Here is a 22,339-nt window from a genome sequence, read left to right as displayed (position 1 = left end):
CCGATGCCCTATGTCGAAGTACTCGCCCCGCAAGTTCCAAACCAGCGCAAGGCCGCGCTGGCGCGGTCGGTGACGGACGGCCTGATGTCGACGTTCGGCGTCACCGCGGATACGGTCACGCTCTATTTCCTGAACATTGCGCCCGACGACTACGCTCATGCCGGCACGTTCGGCGCTCCCGCCACCGGCCAGCGCATCTTGCTCAAGGTCCACGCCTTCCGCCGCAGCGAGGCCGAGCGGCGCGCCGCCGCCATCGCGCTGACCCGCGCCGTGTGCAGCGCCTATGGCGTGCCCGGCGACGACGTCGCGGTCTATTTCATCGACCGAGACCGCAGCGAAGTGTCCCACGATTCCAAACTGGCCAGCGACTGACGGAGCACGCCATGGACCGCTTCTACAGCCAGGACCAGAAAGCACTCCGCGACACCGCCCGCCGCTTCGCGGAGGCGGAGATCCTGCCGCGCGCTGCTGCGATCGACCGCGAGGACCGTTTCGACCGCGCACTCTACAAAAGCATGGCCGATCTCGGCCTGTTCGGCATCTGCCTGCGTGAAGGCGCCGGCGGCGCCGGGCTCGATGCGGTCGCGGCCTGCATCGCTATGGAAGAACTGGCACGCTGCTCCGGTGCGGTGGCCAACGCCTTCGCGATCCCGGTCGAGGCCGTGCTGTTCTTCGACCATCACGGCACCGAGGCGCACAAGGCGCTGATCCCGAAGATCCTGAGCGGCGACATCATTCCCGCCACCGCCGTCTCAGAGCCCGACCACGGCTCCGACGTAGCTAGCATTCGCACCAACGCGGTGCGCGAGGGCAATGGATGGCGGCTCAACGGTACCAAGGCCTGGGTCACGCTCGGCGGCGTCGCTGACCGCATCATGGTGTTCGCGCGCACCGGCAGCGAGGCAGGCCACCGTTCCATCTCCTGCCTCCTCGTCGACGGCGCCCTGCCCGGCATCGCCCGCGGCAAGAACGAGGAGCTGCTCGGCATGCACGGCCTCGACGATTGCCAGATCACGTTCTCCGATGTGCGCCTACCCTCGGACAGCGTGATGGGGCCGGAGAACCAGGCCTTCAAAATGGCCATGAGCAATTTCAACTTCAGCCGGCTGATGATGGCCTCGATGGCGCTTGGCATGGCACAGGCCGCGTTCGAGGACGCCACCGCCTATGCCAAGGACCGCAAGCAGTTCGGCCAGGCCATCATCGGCTTCCAGGCGGTGCAGTTCATGCTCGCGGACATGTCGACCGACATCGCCGCCGCGCGTCTCCTGATCCACCACGCCGCCCGCTTGCACGATGCCGGCGAGCCGATCGCCAAGGAGGCAGCGCAGGCAAAACTGTTTACGACAGATATGGCGATGAAACACGTCTCCAACGCACTGCAGATTCACGGCGGCAACGGCTATTCGCGCGAGTACCGCATTGAGCGGCTGTTCCGCGACGTGCGTCTCGCCCAGATCTACGAAGGCACCAACCAGATCCAGCGGCTGATCATCGCGCGGCAGGTCGAGAAGGAGGCTGCGTGAGGGCATGCTGAGCATCATCACCGCGAAAGAAGCCGCCAGTTTGATTCGCGACGCCGATACGTTAATTGTCGGCGGCAATGGCGGCACCGGGGCAGCCGAAGCCATCCTCGACGCGCTGGAGCAGCGCTTCCTTGGTGGCCAGGGCCCGCATGGGCTCACGCTGATCAACATCACCGGCGTCGGCGCCGTGACCGAGAAGGGCCTCTGCCATCTCGCCCACGAAGGCCTGATCGCGCGCGTGATCGGCGGCAATTTCGGTCTTCAGGTGCCGTTCATGCGGCTCGTCCGCGACGAATTGATCGACGCCTACAATTTCCCGCAAGGCGTGATGAGCCAACTTTGCCGCGCCATGGCGGCGAAACACCCCGGCGTGCTCACCCATGTCGGCCTCAACACCTATATGGACCCGCGCCAGGACGGCGGACGCATGAACAAGCGCACCACCGCGGCGCTGGTCGACCTGCTCGAGCTGCACGGCCAGTCCTGGCTGCTCTACCGCGTTCCCGCCCCTCCCAACGTCGCCATCATCCGCGGCACCTCGGCCGACGAGGACGGCTATATCAGCATGGAGCACGAGGGCACGACGCGCGAGGATCTCTCGATCGCGCAGGCCGTGCACAATGCCGGCGGCACCGTGATCTGCCAGGTCAAGCGCATCGTGAAGCGCGGCTCGATTCATCCGCAGATGGTGAAGATCCCCGGCTTCCTGATCGACCACGTCGTGCTCGAGCCCGAGCAGATGCAGACCTACGGCACCGTCTACGATCCGGCGCGCTGCGGCGAGACGCGCGTCCCGGTGGCGATGATCACGCCCGATCCGCTCACCGAGCGGCGTGTGATCGCGCGCCGCGCCGCCTTCGAGCTACGGCCGCGCGACGTCGTCAATCTCGGCGTCGGCATCTCCGCCATGATCCCCAATGTCGCAGCCGAGGAAGGTATTTCGGATCTGATCACGCTGACGGTGGAATCGGGCGTGGTCGGCGGCGTACCCGGCCATGCGCGAGAATTCGGCACCGCGATCAATCCGCGCGTCATTCTCGACCAGGCCTATCAGTTCGACTTCTACGACGGCGGCGGATTGTCCTGCGCCTTCCTGTCCTTCGCTGAGGTGGATGAAGCCGGCAACGTCAACGTCACCCGCTTCGGCGAGCGACGCGACGGCTCCGGTGGCTTCATCGACATCACCCAGAATGCGAAGCGGCTGATCTTCAGCGGCACCATGACCGGCGGCAAGTTCGACATCAGGGTCGAGAACGGTCGCCTCGCGATCCGGCGCGATGGCGCCTTCCGCAAATTCGTCCCGCAGGTCGGCCAGATCAGCTTCAGCGCCTCGCTCGCCGCGCAACGCGGCCAGCACGTCAGCTACGTCACGGAGCGCGCCGTGTTCGAGCTGGAGAACGGCCACGTGACGTTGACCGAGATCGCGCCGGGCGTGCGTCTGGAGGAGGACGTCCTCGCTCATATGGGCTTTCGCCCACGCATCAGCCTGCAATTGAAGGACATGGACCCGCGCATCTTCCGCTCCGGGCCGATGGGAATCGCGCAAGCCTTCAACGCCCTGCCAGCGCGGCCAGGCAAGGTCGCCTGAGGATCACCATGGACACGAGCGCCCCGATCAATCTCCGTTACGAGGACATCGCGCTCGGCGCGGAGTTCGAGACCGCCGTGCACACCGTGACCGAGGCTGACATCGCAGTCTTCGCCGACGTCACGCGCGATCACCACCCGCTCCATATCGACGGCGCCTATGCGCGTTCGCGCGGGTTTCCTGCCGTGATCGGCCACGGCCTGTTCGGCCTGTCGCTTATGGAGGGGCTGAAGTCGGAGCTGAAGCTGTACGAGGAGACCTCGGTGGCCTCGCTTGGCTGGGACGAGGTGAAATTCAAGGGGCCAATCGTTGCCGGCGACAGCTTGCGCGTTCGTTTCCGCTTCGTCGAAAAGCGGCCGACCAAAAATCCTGAACGAGGAATCGTCGTGGAGGCGCTCGACCTGCTCAACCAGCGCGACGAGGTCGTGACTGCGGGGCGCCACATCTCGCTGATCCTGACCCGGCAGGCCGATCGCGGCGTGCCGGCTGCCACGTAACAACGACGAAGCCTCGGACCGGAGACGGCTCAACTGCCACCCACGATTGACAGGAGTACCTTGATGCGACTTCCAGAAACCTTCTCCGCCCTCGCTCTTCTGGTCGGCCTGACCCAGGCCGTCGGTGCCCAGACCTGCACGCCGAAAGTGCCGGCGTCGAGCCTGATCGAAGCGCCCAAATGGCAGATGTCGATCAACCCGACCTTGCCGCCGCAACAATTCGTCGACGACAAGGGCGAGTTGCAGGGCCTCAACGTCGAGCTCGCCCGCGAGATCGCCAAGCGCATCTGCGTCGAGCCGGTGTTCCTGCGCATGGACTTCCCGCCCATGATCCCGGCGCTGCGCTCGGGCCGCTTCGACGCCATCAACACCGGCCTGTTCTGGACCGAGGAGCGTTCGAAGATGCTCTACCTCGTGCCTTACGCGCAGCAGGCGATCAGCATCTACACCGACCCCTCCTCCAGCCTGAAGCTCGAGAAATTCGAGGATCTCGCCGGCCGCGTGGTCGGGGTGGAATCGGCGACTTACACCGAGCGCAAGGCGCGTGAGTTCAGCACGGCCATGGAGGCCAAGGGTCTCAAGCCGATCGATCTGCGCACCTTCACCACGGTAACCGCGACCTCGGCAGCGCTGCGCGCTGGCCAGCTCGAGGCCGCGCTGAATATCAACGAGACCGCAAACTCGCTGGAGCAGAAGGGCATTGCCAAGATCTGGGTTCGCGACATCGCCGGCACCGACATCACCTTTGCCTTCCGTGACAAGCTGCTCGCGCAGGCCGCCGCAGATGCGCTCACCGCGATCCGGGCCGACGGCACCTACGACAAGCTGTTTGATAAATTCGGCATGACCAAGCTGAAGGCGACGACGTTCGCCATTCGCGGCGACGGGCCGACGAATTGACAGGCCTGCGCCACCTCATATGTGGCCGCGCACATACGAGCGACCGAATTGGGGAGTGCGCGCGGCCTTGCGGAAACCTGCGCGGCCAGGTCCGCCGGAAGAATATGTCAGTGACCTTCGTCGTCGTAAGGACAGTGAGATTGGCGCTCGACATGGAGCGCAACATTGACCGCCGCGGATCACCGAAACCAAGGGCTGCTGCGCAGGTCTCCGGCTCAGGGAGCACTCTTGCGGGCCGAATGGCCCTGTGCCATCCGGCGCTCCAGCAACTCACGGACCAACGGCAGGCGATCGTTGCCAAAATACATATCGGTCTTGTCAACGAAAATTGTCGGCGATCCGAAGCCGCCGCGAGCGATCACCTCGTCAGTGTTGGCCCGGAGTTGGTTCTTGACCGCTTCTTCGCTGATCCCCCGAAAAAACTCCGCAGGATCGACGTCTACCTTCTTGCAAATGTTCGTTAGCACCGCATCCTGGGAGATGTCCCTATCCTCGCCCCAATAGGCTTCGAACACCGCGGTAGCGAACGGAACCATCCCGCCTCCGAGCCAGATGCAGCCGCGCATCGCCTTTACGCTGTTCACCGGAAAAACCGTCGGTGGCATCTTGATCGCAAGCCCGGCGGAGCGCGCCCAGTCTGCAAGATCCTTCAACATGTACTGCGCTTTCGGCACGATCGGACTTTCGCGCGAGGCATAAACGCTCGGATTAACCGCGTTGAAGATGCCGCCAGCCAGCACTGGCCGCCACGAGAGCGGCTCGCCAAACTCCTTTGCCAGCCGCTGGATGTTGTGGAAAGCGAGATAAGTCCATGGACTTGAGCAGTCGAAGAAGAACTCTATCATCGATCAGACACTCTCTTCTTGACTGAAATGCAATGCGGCATACCCGCCTTTTGATTTTCGCTCGCCGGAGGTCGCGCAATTTCTTTGGTTACGACTTCGGTGCGCCGAACATGTTTTTTCTTGCTTCGTCAGAGAACGGCTCCTTCACAAATTTGCCGACCGAAAGGCCGGCCTGGACTTGCGGCCGGCCGCGGACCTCCGCATACCAGCGCTTGACGTTCGGATAGTCGTCGAGTGTGAAGCCTTGCGCCTTATGGGTCATCGTCCACGGGAAACAAGCGATGTCGGCTATCGTGTATTCGTTGCCGGCGACGAAGCGTCCGGTCTTGCCCAATTGGGCGTCAAGCACACCATATAATCGTGTCGCCTCCCGCTGATAGCGATCGATCGCATAGGGGATCTTTTCCGGCGCATAGAGACGGAAATGACCGTGCTGACCGAGCATCGGTCCAAGACCGGCCATCTGCCACATTAGCCATTGTAAGACCCGGGTACGACCACGCACGTCCACTGGCAGAAATCGTCCGGTCTTCTCGGCCAGGTAGATCAGGATCGCACCCGTCTCGAACACGGAGATGGGCTCGCCATCGTCGGCAGGCGCGCGATCAACAATCGCTGGAATACGATTGTTCGGGCTGATGGCGAGAAACTCGGGAGTGAACTGTTCACCAGCGCGAATATCGATCGGCACGACGGTATATGGCAGCCCCAGTTCCTCGAGCAGAATCGAGATCTTCCAGCCGTTGGGGGTCGGCGCATAGTGCAGGTCAATCATTCCGGTCGTTCCTAGGGGGCGACTCGTTCGAGCCCTGTTGTGCTCTTCCTAGGTCTGTTCGAGCCGGGCAACGGACCCGGCCTGACGAACGCGTCCACCACGTTGCTCAGAAGCTGCGAGACGTTGTTCTCGAAGCCGTTGATAGGAAGGGCACTTCCGAACGCGATGGATCCGGTTGCAAACACCGCGCCATTATTCGGCGCCTCGAAATATACCATGTCGGCCCGCAGGATGTAGTTGTGCGTCCCGCTGAATCCCTGGTGGGCGTGGGCTCCCTCCTCGTCGTGGGCGATGTAGTTGTCGGGGTGCCCCCCCGAGGATGCGATGATCTTGGTGTTAGGCGGCGTGCCGAATCCCAGCTTGTAGCAGTCGATCTCAATGCCCGCGGCTCCGCCGTTGCCCAGGCCGAAATCACCGATGATCTCGCCTTCGATCCCCTCCGTGATCCAAGCGAGCGCAGGATCGTAGCTGTCGGGCATCCGCCGATAAGGCTGGCTATGGGCGAAGCCCTCGCCGGCAAATGTATTGCCGACCAGCTTCTGCCCCCAGCGCTGAAAGCCGGTCCAGATTCCACCCATCTGACCCGTCGTGGCGAGGTAGTATTCGCCCGGCCGTGCCGCCCAGGCAATCCAGTGCCCACCTGTCTTGCGGCACTCCATGATCCAAGGTTCGTCATCGCGAAACGCCACATTGCAGCAGAAGCTGTTCGCGCCCATGCAGATAAAGCGCCCGCCGCCGGCGATGTAATCCTCATGGGCGTCGAGCATGCGCTCAGAATGATATTCCGGATGCGTGGAATTCAAAATGCATGCGTAGGGCGCCATCGCTGCGACACCCTCCAGATGGACATCTTCGTCGGTCAATACGTCGTAGTCGTATCCCTTGTGCTCAAGCCATGCCAGGATCGAGAGGTCTGCCGGAAAATTCCATGGCAAGTCGAATGCGGCGATCCGGTATTTCGGCCGCATGTTCACCATCGGGCGACGGTAGCTCGTGTAGCAGACGCCAGCGCCATCCGCATGCGTGTCGTAGCAGCCCGCACCGAACTCCGGATTTTCGTAGATTTCAATATCGACCTCGGAGATCGTCGGTGGCTGGCCGGCCATTGGCTGCACGATCTGGCCGTCTGTCGCGAAGCGCTCGTTGGCATAGGCCAGGTAGGTCGCGGTGGAAAACAACAGAGCAATTCGCGCTGTAGGCATGCGGGGCCGAACGAAGAAAACGATGTACTCTTCGGCCAGGCCCTCGCCGTCGCCGCCGCGTACTCTCATCGCGTAGGCTCCGCTGCGCAGCGTTTCGGGCAGTTCGAGCGTCTTTGTGGCTTTCCAATTGCTGTCGATCATCGCGTCGGCATGAAACTCGATGCCACCGTATTGATCCGGAGCGAGCCGGAAGCAGTCGTTGCGGCCGTTCCAGTTGTAGCCGGTCTGGGCGCGCACCGGCCTGTTGTAGCCCTTCGCATCGAGCCGGTTTGGTCCGATGTCCACTACGACATCGCCGATCCCACGATCGGTATACCCCTTCGTGGTGTCCCAATATGCGACCATGCCGTCAAATGGGGGCTGCCCGCCTGAGCGAATCGCATCGAGCTCCTCGCGATCCAAAGGACGATCGAACACACCACAACGATCGATCTTGCCGCAGTACAGTTGCGAGACGAAATGCCCGCGCAACGCGTGCCAATCGCGTGATCCCGCCACGAGGAACGGCGTATCAGGCAGGTTGTTCTGCCTGAACCGAAACATCTCCGACACATGAGAGCGGTATTCGACCGGCGCGACTTTGCTGAGCAGGCTGTTGTAGCGGTTCACGACCCCTTCCTGGTACAACGTGGCGCGACCGCTTCGCGCATCGAATGTGGCAGCGACGAAATACCAGGACTGCTTCTGCAGGGGCAGTTCAGCCTGGAGATAGTCGATCTCGTTTCCGCAGCCGACCCAGAACTCAAGCCTGCCGCTTGGATTGATGCCAAGGCCGTAGCCGTGATTCCTGTCGTTGTCCCAGCGGCCCAGCAAGCATTGCCGATGCCCGACATCGGGCCAGGTCGGCCAGATGAATGCACAGAGCGTGATGCTGCCGTCGAGCGCGAGCTTGCGATTGGGGTCGCTCACCTCGAGGAAGGCACCGACCTGCGTGAACTGCTTCTCGACCTGCCAGGTGCCGTTGGCCACGCAATCGATTTCTTCCTCGATGAATCCCGGACCATGCGGATGCTCGTCGCCATGAATCAGACGCACGAGATGGGCTTCAGCGGTCGACGTGCCATCGGCGCTGACATGAAATTGTATGGTGTCGCCGGGCTTCACCGAGATCTTATCTGCGTAGCCGAATATCTTGATCTGCGCCATGGTGCGGAGTTTCCCATCGAAAAGCCGGACCAGGTGCCCTGCCCGGCAGGCGTGTTGCACTAGGTTTCGAGAAGATCGCGGATGCAGCGCAGGAACAGGCCGTGACGGGCATCGTTCGCCGACGTGTAAACGGCATCATCGACCAAACGCGGGGGGACTCCCCGACGTCCAGAGAGCCTGACGACCTGATACCGCCGGAACGGCTCGACGGCCCGGACCGCATATCTTTGCTCGAGCGGGCGTTGACGAAAATAGATCAACAGTCGCTCGAGCCTTTCGCTGTGCTGTCCCAAAGGCGATCGCCGGTGCTCCTCGATGACCTCGGGGTTCACCAGCGTCCGCAGAAAGTCGCGGCGGAAGCCGTCGAAGCGATCCCGGACGATGATGTCGCGGTCCTCGGACCTGTCGTATTCGAGAGGCAGCATCCTCAGCTCTCCACCTGCAAATATTCGACCTGACCCACGGCCGCGGAACGTGCCGACGCGGCTTCCCCTACCGGATGCATCAAGCCCACTGCTTTTCCTCATTGACCCAGGCGAACCCGGGCAACCTGCCGTCCCTGGCGAATGCCTCCACGACATTCGCCAGCACGCGGGATGCGCTGTTCCTGAAATTGTTGATCGGCAGCGATTGCGCGAATGCGACCGAGCCACATGCAAACACGGCACCGCCATGGGGGGCCGTGAAGTAGGTCATGTCGGCATGAACCCGCCAGTCGTACGACCCATAGAGCCCAAGGTAGGAATAGAGGACGAGCTGCTGGTTCACGACAAAGCTGTCCGTGTGGCCCCCCGACGAGGCGATGATCTTGGTGTGCGGCGGCGTGCCCAGAGCGCGGTCATAATAGTCGAGCGCCAGCCCCGCGGCGCCGTCATTGGCAAGACCGGCGTCACCGATGATCTCGCCATCGACACCTTTGGTGATCCAGGACACTGTGCGGTGATAGCTGTCCGGCATCCTCCGGTACGGTTCGCTTCGTCCACCGCCAGAGCTGCTGAGGCCTATGCCAACCAGCTTCTGGGTCGCCCGTCCGAGCACCTTCCAGGGACCACCACGCATCCCGTCGGTTGCCATGTAGTGCTCGCCGTAGCGCGACACCCACGGCTTGTACCCATCATCGCGACGTCGACACTCCATGATCCATGGTTCGCCCTCGCGAATGCCGGCCGTGGCGTTGAACCCGTTGCCGCCTGCATAGATGTAACGACCGCCGCCGGCGATATAATCCTCGGTCGCATCCAACATTCGCTCGGTGTAATATTCCGGGCGCGAGCCGCTGATAACGCATGCGTACGGCGACAACGCCTGCGACCCGTCGCGATGGAGGTCCTCGTCGGTCAGGACCTCGTACTCGAAGCCGCTCTGGTCCAGCCATGCGATGATCGATAGGTCCGCAGCCAATCCCGAAGCCACATCGAGGCTCGGCATCCTGTACCTCGGCCGCATGTTCATGACCGGACGATGATAGGAGCTGTAGCACACGCCATTGCCATCGGCGTGCATGTCGTATGTCGACAGCCCGAAATCGTCTCGCCTATGCATCTCGATATCGATATCGGACAGCACAGCCGACTGTCCCGTCAAAGCTTCGCGCTCCGGGTGATCGAAGCTCAGGCGCTCGTTCGCAAAGGCAAGGTAGGTGAGTGTCGGAAACAGGAATGCAATACGCGCCCGCGGCCTTCCCGGCCGCACGAAGAAGACGACATGCTCCTCGCTGACGCTCTTTCCCCAGCCAGATCGCAGCCTCATGGCATAACAGCCGCTTTTGAGACCGTGCGGCAGGGCGACGGCCTTGGTCGCCTTCCAATTGCAATCCGTCAGCGCGTCGGCATGAAACTCGATCCCCCCGAACTCTTGCGGAGCCAGACGGAAACAATCGGTGAAGCCGTCCCAGTTCCAGCCGGTCTGGCCGCGAACGGGCCGATTGTATCCTCGGGCATTCAGCTTGTGCCGGCCGACGTCGACCACGAGGTCACCGATGCCGCGGTCGGTGTAGCCGGCGCTCGTATCCCAGTAGGCGACCAGGCTGTCCATCGCAGGGACGAGCCCGCTCCTGATCGTGTCGAGCTCGGCGGGCTGCAAGACCTGATCAAATGCACCGCACCGGTCGATCTTGCCCCAATAGAGCTCAGCCACGCAGACCCGCCTCTCCGCGTTGCGGCTAGCCGAACCTGCCATCAGAAACGGAGTCGAGTCCAGGCTACCGGGCTTGCTCCGGAAAACCGCAGATTTGCGGGATTCGTAGTCCACCAGGGCGACCTTGCCTAACAGGCCGTTGTACCTGTTGCCGACACCGACCTGGTGCAAGGTCGCACGCCGGGTCTCGGCGTCGAAGGTCGCGGCCACGAAATACCACATCTGTACCTGCAGCGGCACGTTAGCGGTCAGGCGCTCGACCTCTTCGCCGCGTCCGATCCAGAACTGCAGATAACCTTTCTCGTCGATGCCGATCCCGTAACCCCGCTTTTGATCGCCGGCCCATCGACCAATTATGGTCTGCCGCTTTCCGGATGCTGGCCAAGTCGGGTGAACGAAGGCGAACAGAGTGAAGCTATTTGCGAATGCCAGCCGGCCCTCTGGATCATCGACCTCGAGAAACGATCCTACCTGGGTGAACTGCGGCTCGACCCGCCACCTGCCGTTCGAAGTACACGCCACCTCTTCCTCGACGAAGCCTGGCCCTGCTGGGTTCTGATCGCCATGGATCAGGCGCACCAGTTGCGCCTCGGCGGTATCCGTCCCCTCGGCGCTGACGTGAAACTGGAGGGTCTCGCCCGGCTTGACCGAGATCCTGTCCGTGTAACCAAAAAGTCTGACCGGTGTCACCGCCAACTCCTTCCTTTATAGGCCCAGCGTCCGCCGCGCAGATCGGAACGCTTCCTCCGCGATCAGGACTCCAGTAGATCCTGAACGCGCCGCATGAAGACGCCATGGCAGGCCTCATCCGGCGTCGCGTAGATTCGGTCCTCCACCACACGCGGCGCTACGCCACGATGTCCGGATAGAGCGACGATGCGATATCCTTCGAAGCGTTCCACGGCCATGATGGCGTACTTCTCCACCTGGGGGCGGGTGCGGAAGTAGATCAGCAGCCGTTCGAGCGCCTCACTGTGCTGCCCGTTGAGGGAGTGGCGATGCTCCTCGATGATCTCCGGAGACACCAGAGTCTTGAGATGGTCGCGGGTCATCTTGTCGTGGCGCCGCTGGTAGATGACGCTCTTGTCCTCGGTCTCGGTCGCTTCCTCGGGTAGCATCTCGCCGCCCTTTTCCGCTCGCGTCGATCGCCGCTCGCTCTTCTTCTTGTCGCGCCAGGCACGGAACTGCGCCTTGATGCAGAACAGTCCGTTACGCAGGTAGAGCACGACCAGGAGCATGATGAGCCCGATGATCATGAAGCGGGCCGGTCCCCACGTATTCAGCACCTGGTCGAAGAACACGACGATGAGCGTTCCGACCACCGCGCCTTCGGCACGTCCAACGCCGCCGATTACCAACATGGCGAGGCCGAGTAGCACGGTATCGAAGTTGAAGATCGAGAACGCCACGCCACCGAAATTCGAGGTGTAGAATCCGCCGATGAAGCCCAGCGCCGCCGACGAAACGAGGAACACCCAGACGCGCGCCTGGCGAAAGTTGACCCCTGTCGCCTCAGCGAAAGCCTCGCGCTTTTCGGGTGCCATGCGCAGGATCCGCCCGAGCCGGCGGCCGTTGACGAACCGGTAAAGCAGCAAAGCCAGCAGCATCAGGCCGAAGCAGGCGTAATACGCCAAGAGCAACTGACCTAGCTGCGACCAGTCTTCCGGTATGTAGGTCGTGGCACCGTACAGGCCGCCATTCGCGGACCCGAACTCCTTCGAAGTCACGAAGTAGACCCGGCAGAGCTCGTTGAGACCAAGGGTGAGAAGCGCATAGTAGAATCCGTCGAGCCGCGTGGCCGGCAGCGCGATGATCCCACCGAAGACCAGCCCCACCAGAGCCCCGAGCGGCGGCAACAACCACCAGGGCAATGCGAACTTGACGGCAAGCAATGCCGTGACGAACGCTGCCGTCCCGACGACTGCATAGGTCGCGAGCGAAAAAACGCCCGCAGTTCCCATGATGAGCATCCAGCACAGACTGATAGCAGCATAGATGCCGAACGTGGCTCCCGCCGTCAGCAGCGTGTTCTGCAGATCGCCTGGCGTGAACAGGGGAGCGATCGCCAGCGCAAGAAGCCCCAACATCCACCAGATGGGCCGCTTGTCGACGATCGTCTTCTCCGCGCGCAAGGTCTTTGGGTTATACTCACCGCGGAGGCGAAGCACGCGGCGGCGTGTCGGCCAGTAGCGAAGACGATTCCACATCGTTCCGCCGTGGCCTGGCCATTTGTAGTAGTAGCGCAGGCGGCCGACCGCATTCAGCTTCGTCGCCGATCGACGAGTTCTTTGCCAGACCTCCTGGTGGCTGTGGAACGGAATGGTCGGGAGCTCCTCGACGTCACGTTTGCCGCCCCAGACGAAGAGCGGATTGCGCCACTTGATGCCGCTATTAATTGACATTGCTCAGGCCTCCCTCGCCTTGTCGAGCAGCCCTGCGATGCCGCGCGGACGGACCAAGAGGATGACGATAATCACGACGAACTGGGTGATGAGAACGTAGCGGCCGCCGATCGATATGCCCGTCAGCGCCTCGTTGAGGCCGAGCACGATAGCGGCGATGACGGCGCCGCGCACGCTGCCGAGGCCGCCGCAAAGCGCAATGCTGACGCCCTTGATCATCGGCATCAGTCCGCCGAACGGCGAGATATAGTACGTCTGGGAGAGAAGAACGGCCGCGAGGCCCGCCAAACCGCCCGTGATGCCCATGACGTAGAACGATGTTCGCCGAACGCCGATTCCGACGATGGATGCCGCATGAGGATTCATCATCATAGCGCGGATTTCGAGGCCACGGCGACTCGACTGCATCCACCTCAGAACGACCGCCAATATCAGGACGGATGTCACCACGTTCCCGACCTTGTCCGCCGTTAAGACCACGCCCGGCAAGGACACCGACCAGTTGCCGAAGATCTCCGGCAGACTCTTCGATCGCGGGCCGAACCACCAGAGCAGGAATTGCGTGCCGATCAGATTTATCGCGAGCGTCGCAATCAGCCCCCGAATGGTGAAGTTTGGTTTGTCGTGGATCGGTATGAACCCGACCGCACAGATGATCACTCCCCCGAGCGCGCCTGCGAGGATACCCGCGGCCAGCACTGCAGGCCCCGATGTGGAGACATGCTGCGCAAAGAGCCAGGAGCCATAGCCCGCGAATGCAAATATGAAGCCGTAGGCAAGGTTGAGCAGGCCTAGGCTCGACCACGTGATCGAAATTCCGATCGCAAGCGTGCCGTAAATGCACGCAAGGACGATGGTGTTGCTGACGATGAACCAGATATCCACGTTTTACGCCTTTCGATAAACGTTCAACGCGAGGGCCGCCGAGGCCTCACCCTTGAGCTTTCCCACATGCATGCCGATGACGCGGTCCACCCGTCCCTCGAGCAGCGCAACGTTCTGCTCCGCGATGATCATCGCGGCATTCCCGAGCTTGACGGCCATCAGGGCGTTGATCACGCTCTTGCCGATCTTGGGTGCTAGCCCGAGCGATGGCTCGTCGACGAGGAAGAGAGACGCATCCGTCATCAGGCCGCGGCCAATCGACACCATCCGCCGTTCGCCGCCCGACAGGCGCCCCACGGGTACGCCCATCAGTTTCCGCAACGGTGGAAATATCTCCAGGATGCGGAGCTTGCGCGCAGCGCGATCGCGCCAGGCCGCCGCGGTGTAGGCACCGGAATCGAGATGCTCCTCGACGGTCAGGCCATGGAAGATCTCGTCGCCTTGAGGAATCAACGCCAATCCTGCGCGCACGATCTCGTGGGTGTAGCGCCCCGGCCCTTGGCTTCGCGTGCGGCCGACCTCCCTGCCGTTGAGCTTTATCGAGCCGCGCTGCCAGCCGGTAAGTCCGGCGATTGCATAGAACAGGGTCGACTTGCCATGGCCGTTCAAGCCGACGATGCCGATCCGCTCCCCACACTGAACGACGAGGTCGAGATCGTGGATGACGCGAACCGGCCCATAGCCTGCGGACAGTCCCTTGACGTTCAGGACCTCGCGCTGCGGCTGACGCGCCGGAGCGCCCGGCAAATGGTTGCTCACGGAGATATTCATGTATCGGCCTCTTCGCTGAAATCCTCGAAGTAGGCCGCGTGGACCTTCGGATCAGCCATGACGTCGTGCATCAGTCCCTCGGAAATGACCTCCCCGGCATCCATCACCAGAATGCGGTCGGCGATCGTCCCGAGGAGCTCGATGCGGTGCTCGACGATGAGGATCGCAATGTTCATTTCCTTGGCAAGGATCCGCAGCAGGGTATCGATCTCGTCGACCTCCGAATTGATCAGGCCGGCGGCCGGCTCATCCAGCAGCAGCAACGAGGGCCGGCGCATCAGCAGGCAGGCCAGCAGCAATTTGCGCCGGTTGAAGGTCTCGAGCTGCGTCGCCGGGGTGTCATCATTGATCTTCAGACCGACGAGATCGGCGCCATATTCAGCATCGAACCTCGTGAGAAACGGACGATGAGCCTGACGCGCCGCCTTGAACGTCTCGCCGACGGTCAGCTCGTCAGGAACGACCGGCGTCTGGAACGTGCGACCGATCCCCAGGCGCGAGCGAGAATACAACGGCAAGCCCGTAACATTCTCGCCCTTGAACCACACTGAGCCGCTCTTTGGCGGCATACGGCCAGACAGGATTTCAAACAGACTGGTCTTGCCCGCGCCGTTCGGTCCGATGATGCCCAGCACTTCCCCGGCCTCAACATGCAGGTTGATATCGCGGAGGATCTCGCGACCGCCGAGATCGAGCGAGATGCCACTGCAGGAGAACAGGGCGGTCTTCCCGTCCTGTTCAGCCGCACCGTTTCGGGAGATCTGTCTGAGCATCAGCTCCACCACGGCGCAGAGATCAGCTTCGTTTCCGAGACCGGACCGGGATAGACGATCTTGTGCTCACCGCCCTGGATCTGGACATAGAGCTGCGCGACGCCGGCCTCGAGCTTGCGCGCCTGCAATTCGTCGCCGCCATTGTCTGGGAAATGGCGCGCTTCCTGATATGGGTTGCCCATATCGACGTAGCCGCAGACGCCGCGCTGCGGGTTGGCCCGGATCCAGTCGCAGACCTCCCTGAACTTCCGGGGATCGCCGACCGCTTCCCAGGCTTTCTTGAGGTAGTAGGTCTGATCGTAGGCAATGCCGGTATAGGCAAGCCCGGCAATGCCAGGGAAGCGCTTCTTGTACTTCTGCCTGTAGGCGAGCCCCCTTTCGTCGCCATAGATGCCCATGGTCGTGCCCCAGGCAAAGCCGTTCGCCGCCGAACCGGCAAGCTCGAGGAATTCCGGCTGCGAGGGGCCGTATTGGAGATAGACGAGCGAATCGCGCACCGGGCTTGCCACAAACTGCTTGCAGAACGCGGCGTATTCAGCAGCCACCCAATGGTCCACCATGATCGCGGCGGCATCGACCTCCTTCATCTCGCGAATGACCGGTGCCCAGTCCTGCACGGGATACTGAATATCCGTAATGCGGGCGACTTCGAACTTGCCGCGCCGCTTGATCGCTTCCTGCGCCGCACGTGATATCGTTTGGCAGTAGCCGATCTGCTCCTGAATGATATGAACCTTGCGGTTCTTTGGCTTCCAGACGCCGCCCTGCTCCTGGTCTTCCAGCCAGAGAGCATAGCTCCATCCGTAGTTCACCTCAGACGGACAAAACTGGAAGATGTGGCTGTATTTGTCCGGCTGGTCCTTGACGGCAGAGGTGCCGGCGCGTTGCGCGTTGCCGTTGATGTAGGGACATTTGTACTTCACCGTCGCGTCCATCGCCGGCAGCGGGACAAGCGTGAAGGCAAAGGAGATCGCGTCAACCTTGGCATCAACGCAGGCGGCCAGCGCCTGCTTGGAGGATTCCGGCGAGAGAACGTTCATATCCGTTGTGAACAGCTTCAGCGGTCTGCCGAGGATGCCGCCTGCGGCATTGATCTCCTCCGTCGCGAGCGTCGTCCCGTTCAGGAAGTCCTGATGATCCGCGACACCCGCCGCGGCCGTCTGGCAGTAGGGAACTCCGAGAACGATCGGCTGGGCGGCAAGCGCCGTCCGTCCAACGAACGGTGCGGCCATGGCGGCGCCGATGCCCGCGGTCACTGAACGCCTGGTGAGTTTGAGAACCATCCGAGCAACCTCTCCTGCAATCGCGCGCGGGTCTTCGGCATCGCGACCGAGACCAGGCCGGATTTCTGTTAGGGCTAAGACGATGCGGTCAGGCACCGTCCGGTGATAGCGGCCTCGATCCGTATCGCCACGGACTGACATGGAGGTTTCGGCCGAACCGCATGGATCAGAGCCTCGGTTTTCTGCCGATTTTCAGCAATACGTCAGCTGACCGATTTTGAAGCTGACCTGGAGGGCCCCGGTGTGATCCAGAACTACGCTGCGGGTGCGAACTGAACTCAGGGTGACGACTTGCGCAGCAAGCCACGCCCAGATTTTCATCAGCCGGCGGCGCTAAGAGTCATCTTACGTCAGAGTTGTTGGCCCTGAATGAGGTGGAGTGTGACACTGCTTTGACTAAAGGAGTAACCGCCTCTAACATGCAATTGCAGCTTTAAGCTCGCCGTCTCGGCTCGATCCGGGACGGTCGAGATCAGCCGAGCGAATGGCCAAATGGTCATGTGGCAGTTCGCAATGGTTGGCGCGGTCCTTGCTCTGCTGAGGACGCGAAGCACTACGCAGTGCCGCCGGTTCTAACGGATCGTTAGCGGCCAAAAAGAAGATTCGATCACGAACCGTCGGCAAGATCTTTCACGAGCTGGAGGCTCACCGTGAAATCGGCAGCGATCGACCATATGATGTCAGCGACGGTGCGGCTCGATACACCGGCGGCGGCCCTGAATGATCAGATCATCGATCAGGCCACGCAGGTGACCCGCCTTTTACGCGAGTTCGTTAGGAGCGAGGCGATCGCCCTGATCGCGATGGACCCGATATCCCGAACCCATCGCTCTCTTGCCGCCGACGGGTATACGGACAGAACGATGTCCTACGTGCTCGACGGATTCCCTAACTCCTGCCCCGCCTACGCGATCGCTCGCGAGAAAGACACGCATTCGCTGCGCTGGCGGGACTACAAGCGTGACTGGAATCTCTATTTGCCGGATACATTCACCGCTCAAGAATACCTGATGCCGGATGGCTTCAGAGAAGGCTCGACGATGTGTCTGCGCGTCGCGGATGGCCGCTACATTGGGGCCATCCACATGAGCTGGTCCAAGGAGGCGCACGCCAAGGACGAGCACCGTGAGATGACGGAGCGATTCCGCCCGATTCTGCTGAACATCTGCGATCAGCTCAGGACACCACAGCTGCTGGCCGATGAGCTCGCGCCAGGCGCCTATGCCATCGCCGTCTCGCCGAACGGTTTTGCGTTTCATCTCCCCAACCGTAGTCCGGGCCCGCATCTCGGCGAGGGCGGAGAGCTTCGGCGGCTCGTGCTGGAGAAGGCGAAATCCCCCAGCGCTCAACGCTTCGTTTGGCCGGACGAGGCAGGCCGCTGTCACCAGGTTACGATCACGCCCTGCCGCGGAAACATCCTCCTGATCACAGAACAATGCATTCGCTGGCCGTACAATCTCTCCCTCCGGGAGATACAGATCCTGCATCTCGTGACCAGCGGCGCGTCAAATCCCAACATCGCCGAGCAACTCTTCGTGTCGCCGCGCACGGTCTCCACACACATCGAGCACATCCTCGCAAAGATGGGCTGCGACTCGCGCACGCGACTCGCGGCTCTCGCGGTGTCCGAAGGACTGCTGCTTGCGGAGTCCCCCTCCCGACGGTCTCGGAACTTCGCTGGCCATTGATCGACCGCAACCATTTCAGCCGGATGGCGCGCCTTGCGCACGCGCATCCTTCAGAAGCACCACGAGACCCGCAGCCACGAGGCAGGCGAGGCCGAGGCCGGCGAATCCGACCGCGTAGGCTGCGGGGCCGAGGGCGCCGATCCCGGCCGAACCGATAGCGCCTCCTCCCAGGTGCATCACCGTCATCCAGCCCATCGCTCTGCCGACGTGGCGCGCGCCTAGATTTCCGGACATCAGCCTGACCAGTGCAGGGAACGTCAGTGCCGCATCAAGACCATAGAGTGCGCCAAACCGGGCCAATTCGACCAAGCTGAAGCCGGTGAACGGAAGCCAGAGCAAGAGGAGCGCGCGGACGACGAAGTAGAGCGCCAGCACCGTTCGCGCGGGGCACCGGTCCGCGAGATGCCCGCTCACCACACTCCCTATCGCACCGCCGAACACGACAATCGCCATGACATCGGCGCTCGATGTGAGGTCGAGGCCCGTGCCCATGCAGATCATACCGAGTTGGCCATCGATCAAGCCGGATGTCGACGCGCCGCAGACGCAGAAGATCGTGGCAAGGACGCAGAAGCGCCAGTTCTTCTCCTTTGGAGGCGCTGCCCCATGCCGCTTGAACTTGCGCTCTCGCAGCAAGGCTCCTCGACCGGATATAGGGGCAAGGACAACGGCAATCGCCGTGGCGAGCACGCCAACGGCAGCGGCCTGGAACACGAAGCACCAATCCAGCGCGTTGGCCGCTCGCGATGCCAGCAGCAGTCCCGCCGCCGATCCCAGCGGCTGCATTGACGCCAGGAGACCGTAGCGTGTCCCACAATGCGTCGCGCCGCCACGACTCCCGATCATCGCGCCGAGAAGGGCGGCGCTCAAAGAGCCACTGAAACCAACACCCAACCCCCAGGCCACAGTGAGATGCCATGGTGACGCCGCCTGCGTCGTCGCTGCAAGCGATAACGCAAGGAGGGCCAGACTGCCGATCAACGGCGCTCGAACGCCCCAGCGTTCGAGGCTGTACGCCGCGAACGGCGATGCGCTCGCGGAGACTGCAATGCCGAGCGTGATCGGCAAGGACACGTCGGGGGGCTGGAAGCCCCGATCTTGCTGGATCGTGATGGCCAGCAACGCAGGGAGGACGCGTGCGGCCGCGCTTGCAAAGATCGCCAAAGCGACGATCGCGGAGGCGATCGACCACCTGAAGCACGCTGCCCTTGCAAAGGACGAGGCACGACCGGCCCGCGATGCCGGTCGGGCGAGCTGGAACGCGACGGGTCGGATGACGAGCCGCGCCCTACTCGGCGGCGTGCGCATGACAACTCGCGGCGTTCGTGTCGGGCGCGAGATCGATGCCAGGATTGCGATCGAAGAAGCCGCTGGGCATCAGCTTGAAGCCGGTGAAGATGCAGGGTTGAACGGGAAAGTCCTCAGGGCGGACCTGGTGGTGAAGACCGAAGACGTGCCAGAGCACGATATCCGTGTTCTCGATATTCCGGTTTTTCTTGACAAAGTCGGAGACACCTCCCGTTCCATCCGAGTGGTTCATGTGGTCGCCGGCCGGATATCGCTCTTCGGGATCGAAGGCCGTCACCCAGAGCTGGTTCTTGATAAAAGTCGATCGCCTGCCCGACGGCGATTCCGGATGGATGAATGGTGTCACGGGGTGACTGGCCTCGAGCTTGTACCCGGTCGGCGTTCCAACCCAGTTCTTGCGATTGGGGTTGATAATCTTCCAGGCCCGATGCGTCGCCGGGTTCACCTGGCGGCACGCGCCGAGTTCGGTCTTGAGAACCGTCTCCTCCTCGTAGAAGCCGTTGCCATAGGCATTATCCGGCCCCCAGGGATCGGCCTTCGTGTTGAGCTCGACGACACTGTTTTCGTCACCGTCGATATTCATGTCGAGGCGCGCGCAGAAAATGTGCTGGTGAATGTGACCGACGACGCCGGGGGCGACTTCCCTGCCGTATTTGCCGGGGTGGCCCGGCTCGCACGCGGCCGTATTGATGATGCCAGTCGCCTTGAGCTCGAACTGGATCGAGCCGTCCGTGTGGAAGTACCAGAACAGCCCATATTCGTAGTTGGCGACCGTCGCGATGCAGGAAACCACCAGCCTCCGGGCACGCCGCGACTCAACATTGTTAGAGCGGAAGTCCCAATGCTTCCACAGCAGGCCGGCATCCTCCTCATGGATGCAGATCGCGTTTTCGATGGTGACCACTTTGCCGTCCATCGTTGCGAGATGTGCATCGAGATAGGCTATGGCACCGAGGCAATCACAGCCGAGCTTCAGCGAATTGGCGAGCTTGCCTATGCCGTACTCGCCGATGTCGAAGACGTTCTTCCGGAAATGCCCCTTCTCTGTAGTTCCGTATGGGACGACCATTTCCACCAGCGACGCGCGGTGCGCGATCGGCCGTCCATCGTAGCTGATATCATGCAGAGTTAGGCCCTCGCGTGAATTGAAACCGACAAGCACGGACCACCGGTCCCATTCCAGCCGATGCCCATCGAGCTTGAACGAAACGCCCTCGGGCTGAACGATATTGAGCGGCTTATAGGGCGTACGCGGATTTTTGATGAATTCGGCCTCGTAGTTCACCTCCGCCTTCGGAAGCGGGATGATCTCGTGGTCATCAACGCGGATAATCTCGTAGGTCTTGATGTCAACCACGGCGTTCAAGCCGCCGATGGGGTGGGCGTAGAGATTGTCGTTCTGTCGTAGACGCACCCATGCGAAGACGTGGGCGAGATAGCGCCCGTCCTCGCCCGGAATGTCAAAATTTCCCGCCGACCACGGATCGATGCAGACGAGCGACATGTCCTCGATGCCGCGCTTCTTGCAGGCGGCAATGAACTCGGGAGCCGCGCGGACGGCGTCTTCGATGGCCGTGAACTGCTCGAGCTGGATCATCGGCTTGGCCGACGGGAGATAGCTGGAGGTGAGGATCTTCTGCTCGGTCAGCGAGACGGTTAGCCGCCAGATACCGTCCTGCCTGATTTGAAACAGATTAACACGTGCAGTTCTGTTGATCTGCTCTCCGGACCTGTAGCGACGAACGATGGCCTTTGCCGGTTCGAGAAGCTCGATCGTCTCAAAGAGAAAGTCGGCACCATATTGTGGATCTTTGCGAACGATCTCAATGACGGCTCGAATTTCGGCAGCGGTCAGGGGATCAAGAGGATGCTTCACTTCATCCGCACGTTGGTCGTCCGACGAGCAGCTGCAGGACGATGGAGCAACGACCGTATCCATTATCTTCCTCCTTCTTGGCGCTATCCAGCGCAAGCCTAATCCGAGAATTGCAGACCAGCCTTCATCTGCAACATCCAACCACCTCAGCAACGCCTTTGCTGGATCCAACCATGCTCGCTCGTATCCAAGCGATGGACGGCGTGCGGTTCGTAACCAGCTGGTCGCAGAGCTTCCGCTGCGCGTCATTCTCCGACAATACGTCAGTCGACCGATTCTGCAGGCTCGGGCGTGCTGCTATCAGATGGACGATTGATTTGCGCTCAGGCGGCGGCGTAATCGACTGGTGCCCAGGGAGGGAGCGACTGGTGAGTGAAAAGCACAATCCCTATGACGTGGGTTTGGATAAGTGTCCGGCCAATTTCTTGCCTTTGACGCCGTTGAGCTTTCTATCGCGCACAGCAGCCGTCTATCCAGATCTCACAAGCACCATTTACGGAGACCGCAGCTTCACATGGGCGCAGGTTCATGCGCGCTGCAAACGGTTTGCATCGTACCTCCGGCGGTGCGGCGTTGGTGCAGGTGATACGGTAGCAGCCATGCTCCCGAACGTTCCAGCCATGAACGAGCTTCACTTCTCGGTGCCGATGGTCGGCGCGGTGCTCAACGCGCTCAACGTCCGTCTCGATGCGCCCTCGATCGCCTTCCAGCTCGACCATGGCGGCGCCAAGATCATCT

General features: G+C 61.9%; 19 protein-coding genes. 7 read left to right on the top strand and 12 right to left on the bottom strand.

Going from position 1 to position 22,339, the window contains the following annotated elements:
* Positions 1–3: 3 nt before the first annotated feature.
* The 5 genes from HYH07_RS06905 to HYH07_RS06885 all read left to right on the top strand — a co-directional run bounded on the left by HYH07_RS06905 (position 4) and on the right by HYH07_RS06885 (position 4,511).
* On the top strand, positions 4–372 hold the full coding sequence (locus HYH07_RS06905; protein WP_220001793.1) for a hypothetical protein: 369 nt from the start codon (positions 4–6) through the stop codon (positions 370–372).
* 11 nt (positions 373–383) lie between these two features.
* Complete coding sequence (locus HYH07_RS06900; RefSeq protein WP_220001792.1) at positions 384–1,526, top strand: acyl-CoA dehydrogenase family protein; 1,143 nt, start codon at positions 384–386, stop codon at positions 1,524–1,526.
* 4 nt (positions 1,527–1,530) lie between these two features.
* The gene (locus HYH07_RS06895; RefSeq protein WP_220001791.1) at positions 1,531–3,114 is read left to right on the top strand and encodes an acyl CoA:acetate/3-ketoacid CoA transferase; all 1,584 of its coding nucleotides are present in this window, start codon (positions 1,531–1,533) and stop codon (positions 3,112–3,114) included.
* 8 nt (positions 3,115–3,122) lie between these two features.
* Entirely contained in the window at positions 3,123–3,611 is a 489-nt protein-coding gene (locus tag HYH07_RS06890; protein WP_220001790.1) for a MaoC family dehydratase, read from the top strand.
* Positions 3,612–3,674: 63 nt separating this feature from the next.
* Entirely contained in the window at positions 3,675–4,511 is an 837-nt protein-coding gene (locus HYH07_RS06885) for a transporter substrate-binding domain-containing protein (RefSeq protein ID WP_220001789.1), read from the top strand.
* A 215-nt stretch (positions 4,512–4,726) separates the two neighbouring features.
* Here the strand turns inward: HYH07_RS06885 and HYH07_RS06880 are convergent, their stop codons facing one another.
* The 10 genes from HYH07_RS06880 to HYH07_RS06835 form a co-directional block, all read right to left on the bottom strand.
* Positions 4,727–5,356 (bottom strand): 2-hydroxychromene-2-carboxylate isomerase, encoded by a 630-nt coding sequence (locus tag HYH07_RS06880; RefSeq protein WP_220001788.1) that lies wholly within the window; start codon positions 5,354–5,356, stop codon positions 4,727–4,729.
* 88 nt (positions 5,357–5,444) lie between these two features.
* A complete protein-coding gene (locus HYH07_RS06875) occupies positions 5,445–6,131 on the bottom strand; it encodes a glutathione binding-like protein (protein ID WP_220001787.1) in 687 nt (228 codons plus the stop codon).
* Positions 6,132–6,142: 11 nt separating this feature from the next.
* Positions 6,143–8,479, bottom strand: coding sequence for a LamG domain-containing protein (locus HYH07_RS06870; RefSeq protein WP_220001786.1), 2,337 nt, complete (start codon positions 8,477–8,479; stop codon positions 6,143–6,145).
* Positions 8,480–8,538: 59 nt separating this feature from the next.
* Positions 8,539–8,904: a hypothetical protein gene (locus HYH07_RS06865; protein WP_220001785.1), complete on the bottom strand. Its 366-nt coding sequence runs from the start codon at positions 8,902–8,904 to the stop codon at positions 8,539–8,541.
* 79 nt (positions 8,905–8,983) lie between these two features.
* Complete coding sequence (locus HYH07_RS06860) at positions 8,984–11,305, bottom strand: LamG domain-containing protein (protein WP_220001784.1); 2,322 nt, start codon at positions 11,303–11,305, stop codon at positions 8,984–8,986.
* 62 nt (positions 11,306–11,367) lie between these two features.
* The gene (locus tag HYH07_RS06855; protein ID WP_220001783.1) at positions 11,368–13,017 is read right to left on the bottom strand and encodes a branched-chain amino acid ABC transporter permease; all 1,650 of its coding nucleotides are present in this window, start codon (positions 13,015–13,017) and stop codon (positions 11,368–11,370) included.
* 3 nt (positions 13,018–13,020) lie between these two features.
* Complete coding sequence (locus HYH07_RS06850; protein WP_220001782.1) at positions 13,021–13,902, bottom strand: branched-chain amino acid ABC transporter permease; 882 nt, start codon at positions 13,900–13,902, stop codon at positions 13,021–13,023.
* Between the two features lie 3 nt (positions 13,903–13,905).
* Positions 13,906–14,673: an ABC transporter ATP-binding protein gene (locus HYH07_RS06845; protein WP_220001781.1), complete on the bottom strand. Its 768-nt coding sequence runs from the start codon at positions 14,671–14,673 to the stop codon at positions 13,906–13,908.
* Entirely contained in the window at positions 14,670–15,446 is a 777-nt protein-coding gene (locus HYH07_RS06840) for an ABC transporter ATP-binding protein (protein ID WP_220001780.1), read from the bottom strand. Before HYH07_RS06840 ends, HYH07_RS06845 begins: the two co-directional genes overlap by 4 nt.
* Complete coding sequence (locus HYH07_RS06835) at positions 15,446–16,729, bottom strand: ABC transporter substrate-binding protein (RefSeq protein ID WP_220001779.1); 1,284 nt, start codon at positions 16,727–16,729, stop codon at positions 15,446–15,448. The genes HYH07_RS06840 and HYH07_RS06835 overlap by 1 nt, the downstream gene beginning before the upstream one ends.
* Before the next feature lie 650 nt (positions 16,730–17,379).
* Between HYH07_RS06835 and HYH07_RS36725 the strand changes: the two genes are divergently transcribed.
* A complete protein-coding gene (locus HYH07_RS36725) occupies positions 17,380–18,417 on the top strand; it encodes a LuxR C-terminal-related transcriptional regulator (protein ID WP_220001778.1) in 1,038 nt (345 codons plus the stop codon).
* A 15-nt stretch (positions 18,418–18,432) separates the two neighbouring features.
* On the opposite strand, the gene HYH07_RS06825 is transcribed toward HYH07_RS36725, so the two are convergent.
* Positions 18,433–19,581 (bottom strand): MFS transporter, encoded by a 1,149-nt coding sequence (locus HYH07_RS06825; RefSeq protein WP_220001777.1) that lies wholly within the window; start codon positions 19,579–19,581, stop codon positions 18,433–18,435.
* A gap of 124 nt (positions 19,582–19,705) precedes the next feature.
* Positions 19,706–21,664 carry a primary-amine oxidase gene (locus tag HYH07_RS06820; protein ID WP_220001776.1) on the bottom strand — a complete coding sequence of 653 codons (1,959 nt, stop codon included), beginning with the start codon at positions 21,662–21,664 and terminating at the stop codon, positions 19,706–19,708.
* A gap of 305 nt (positions 21,665–21,969) precedes the next feature.
* Here HYH07_RS06820 and HYH07_RS06815 point away from each other — a divergent pair.
* Positions 21,970–22,339: AMP-binding protein (locus HYH07_RS06815; protein ID WP_312016651.1), on the top strand; the 370-nt coding region annotated here is incomplete at its 3' end.

The organism is Bradyrhizobium sp. BR 10261, from assembly GCF_019455395.1.
Lineage (GTDB): Bacteria > Pseudomonadota > Alphaproteobacteria > Rhizobiales > Xanthobacteraceae > Bradyrhizobium > Bradyrhizobium manausense.
This window is presented reverse-complemented; position numbering and strand designations above follow the sequence as displayed.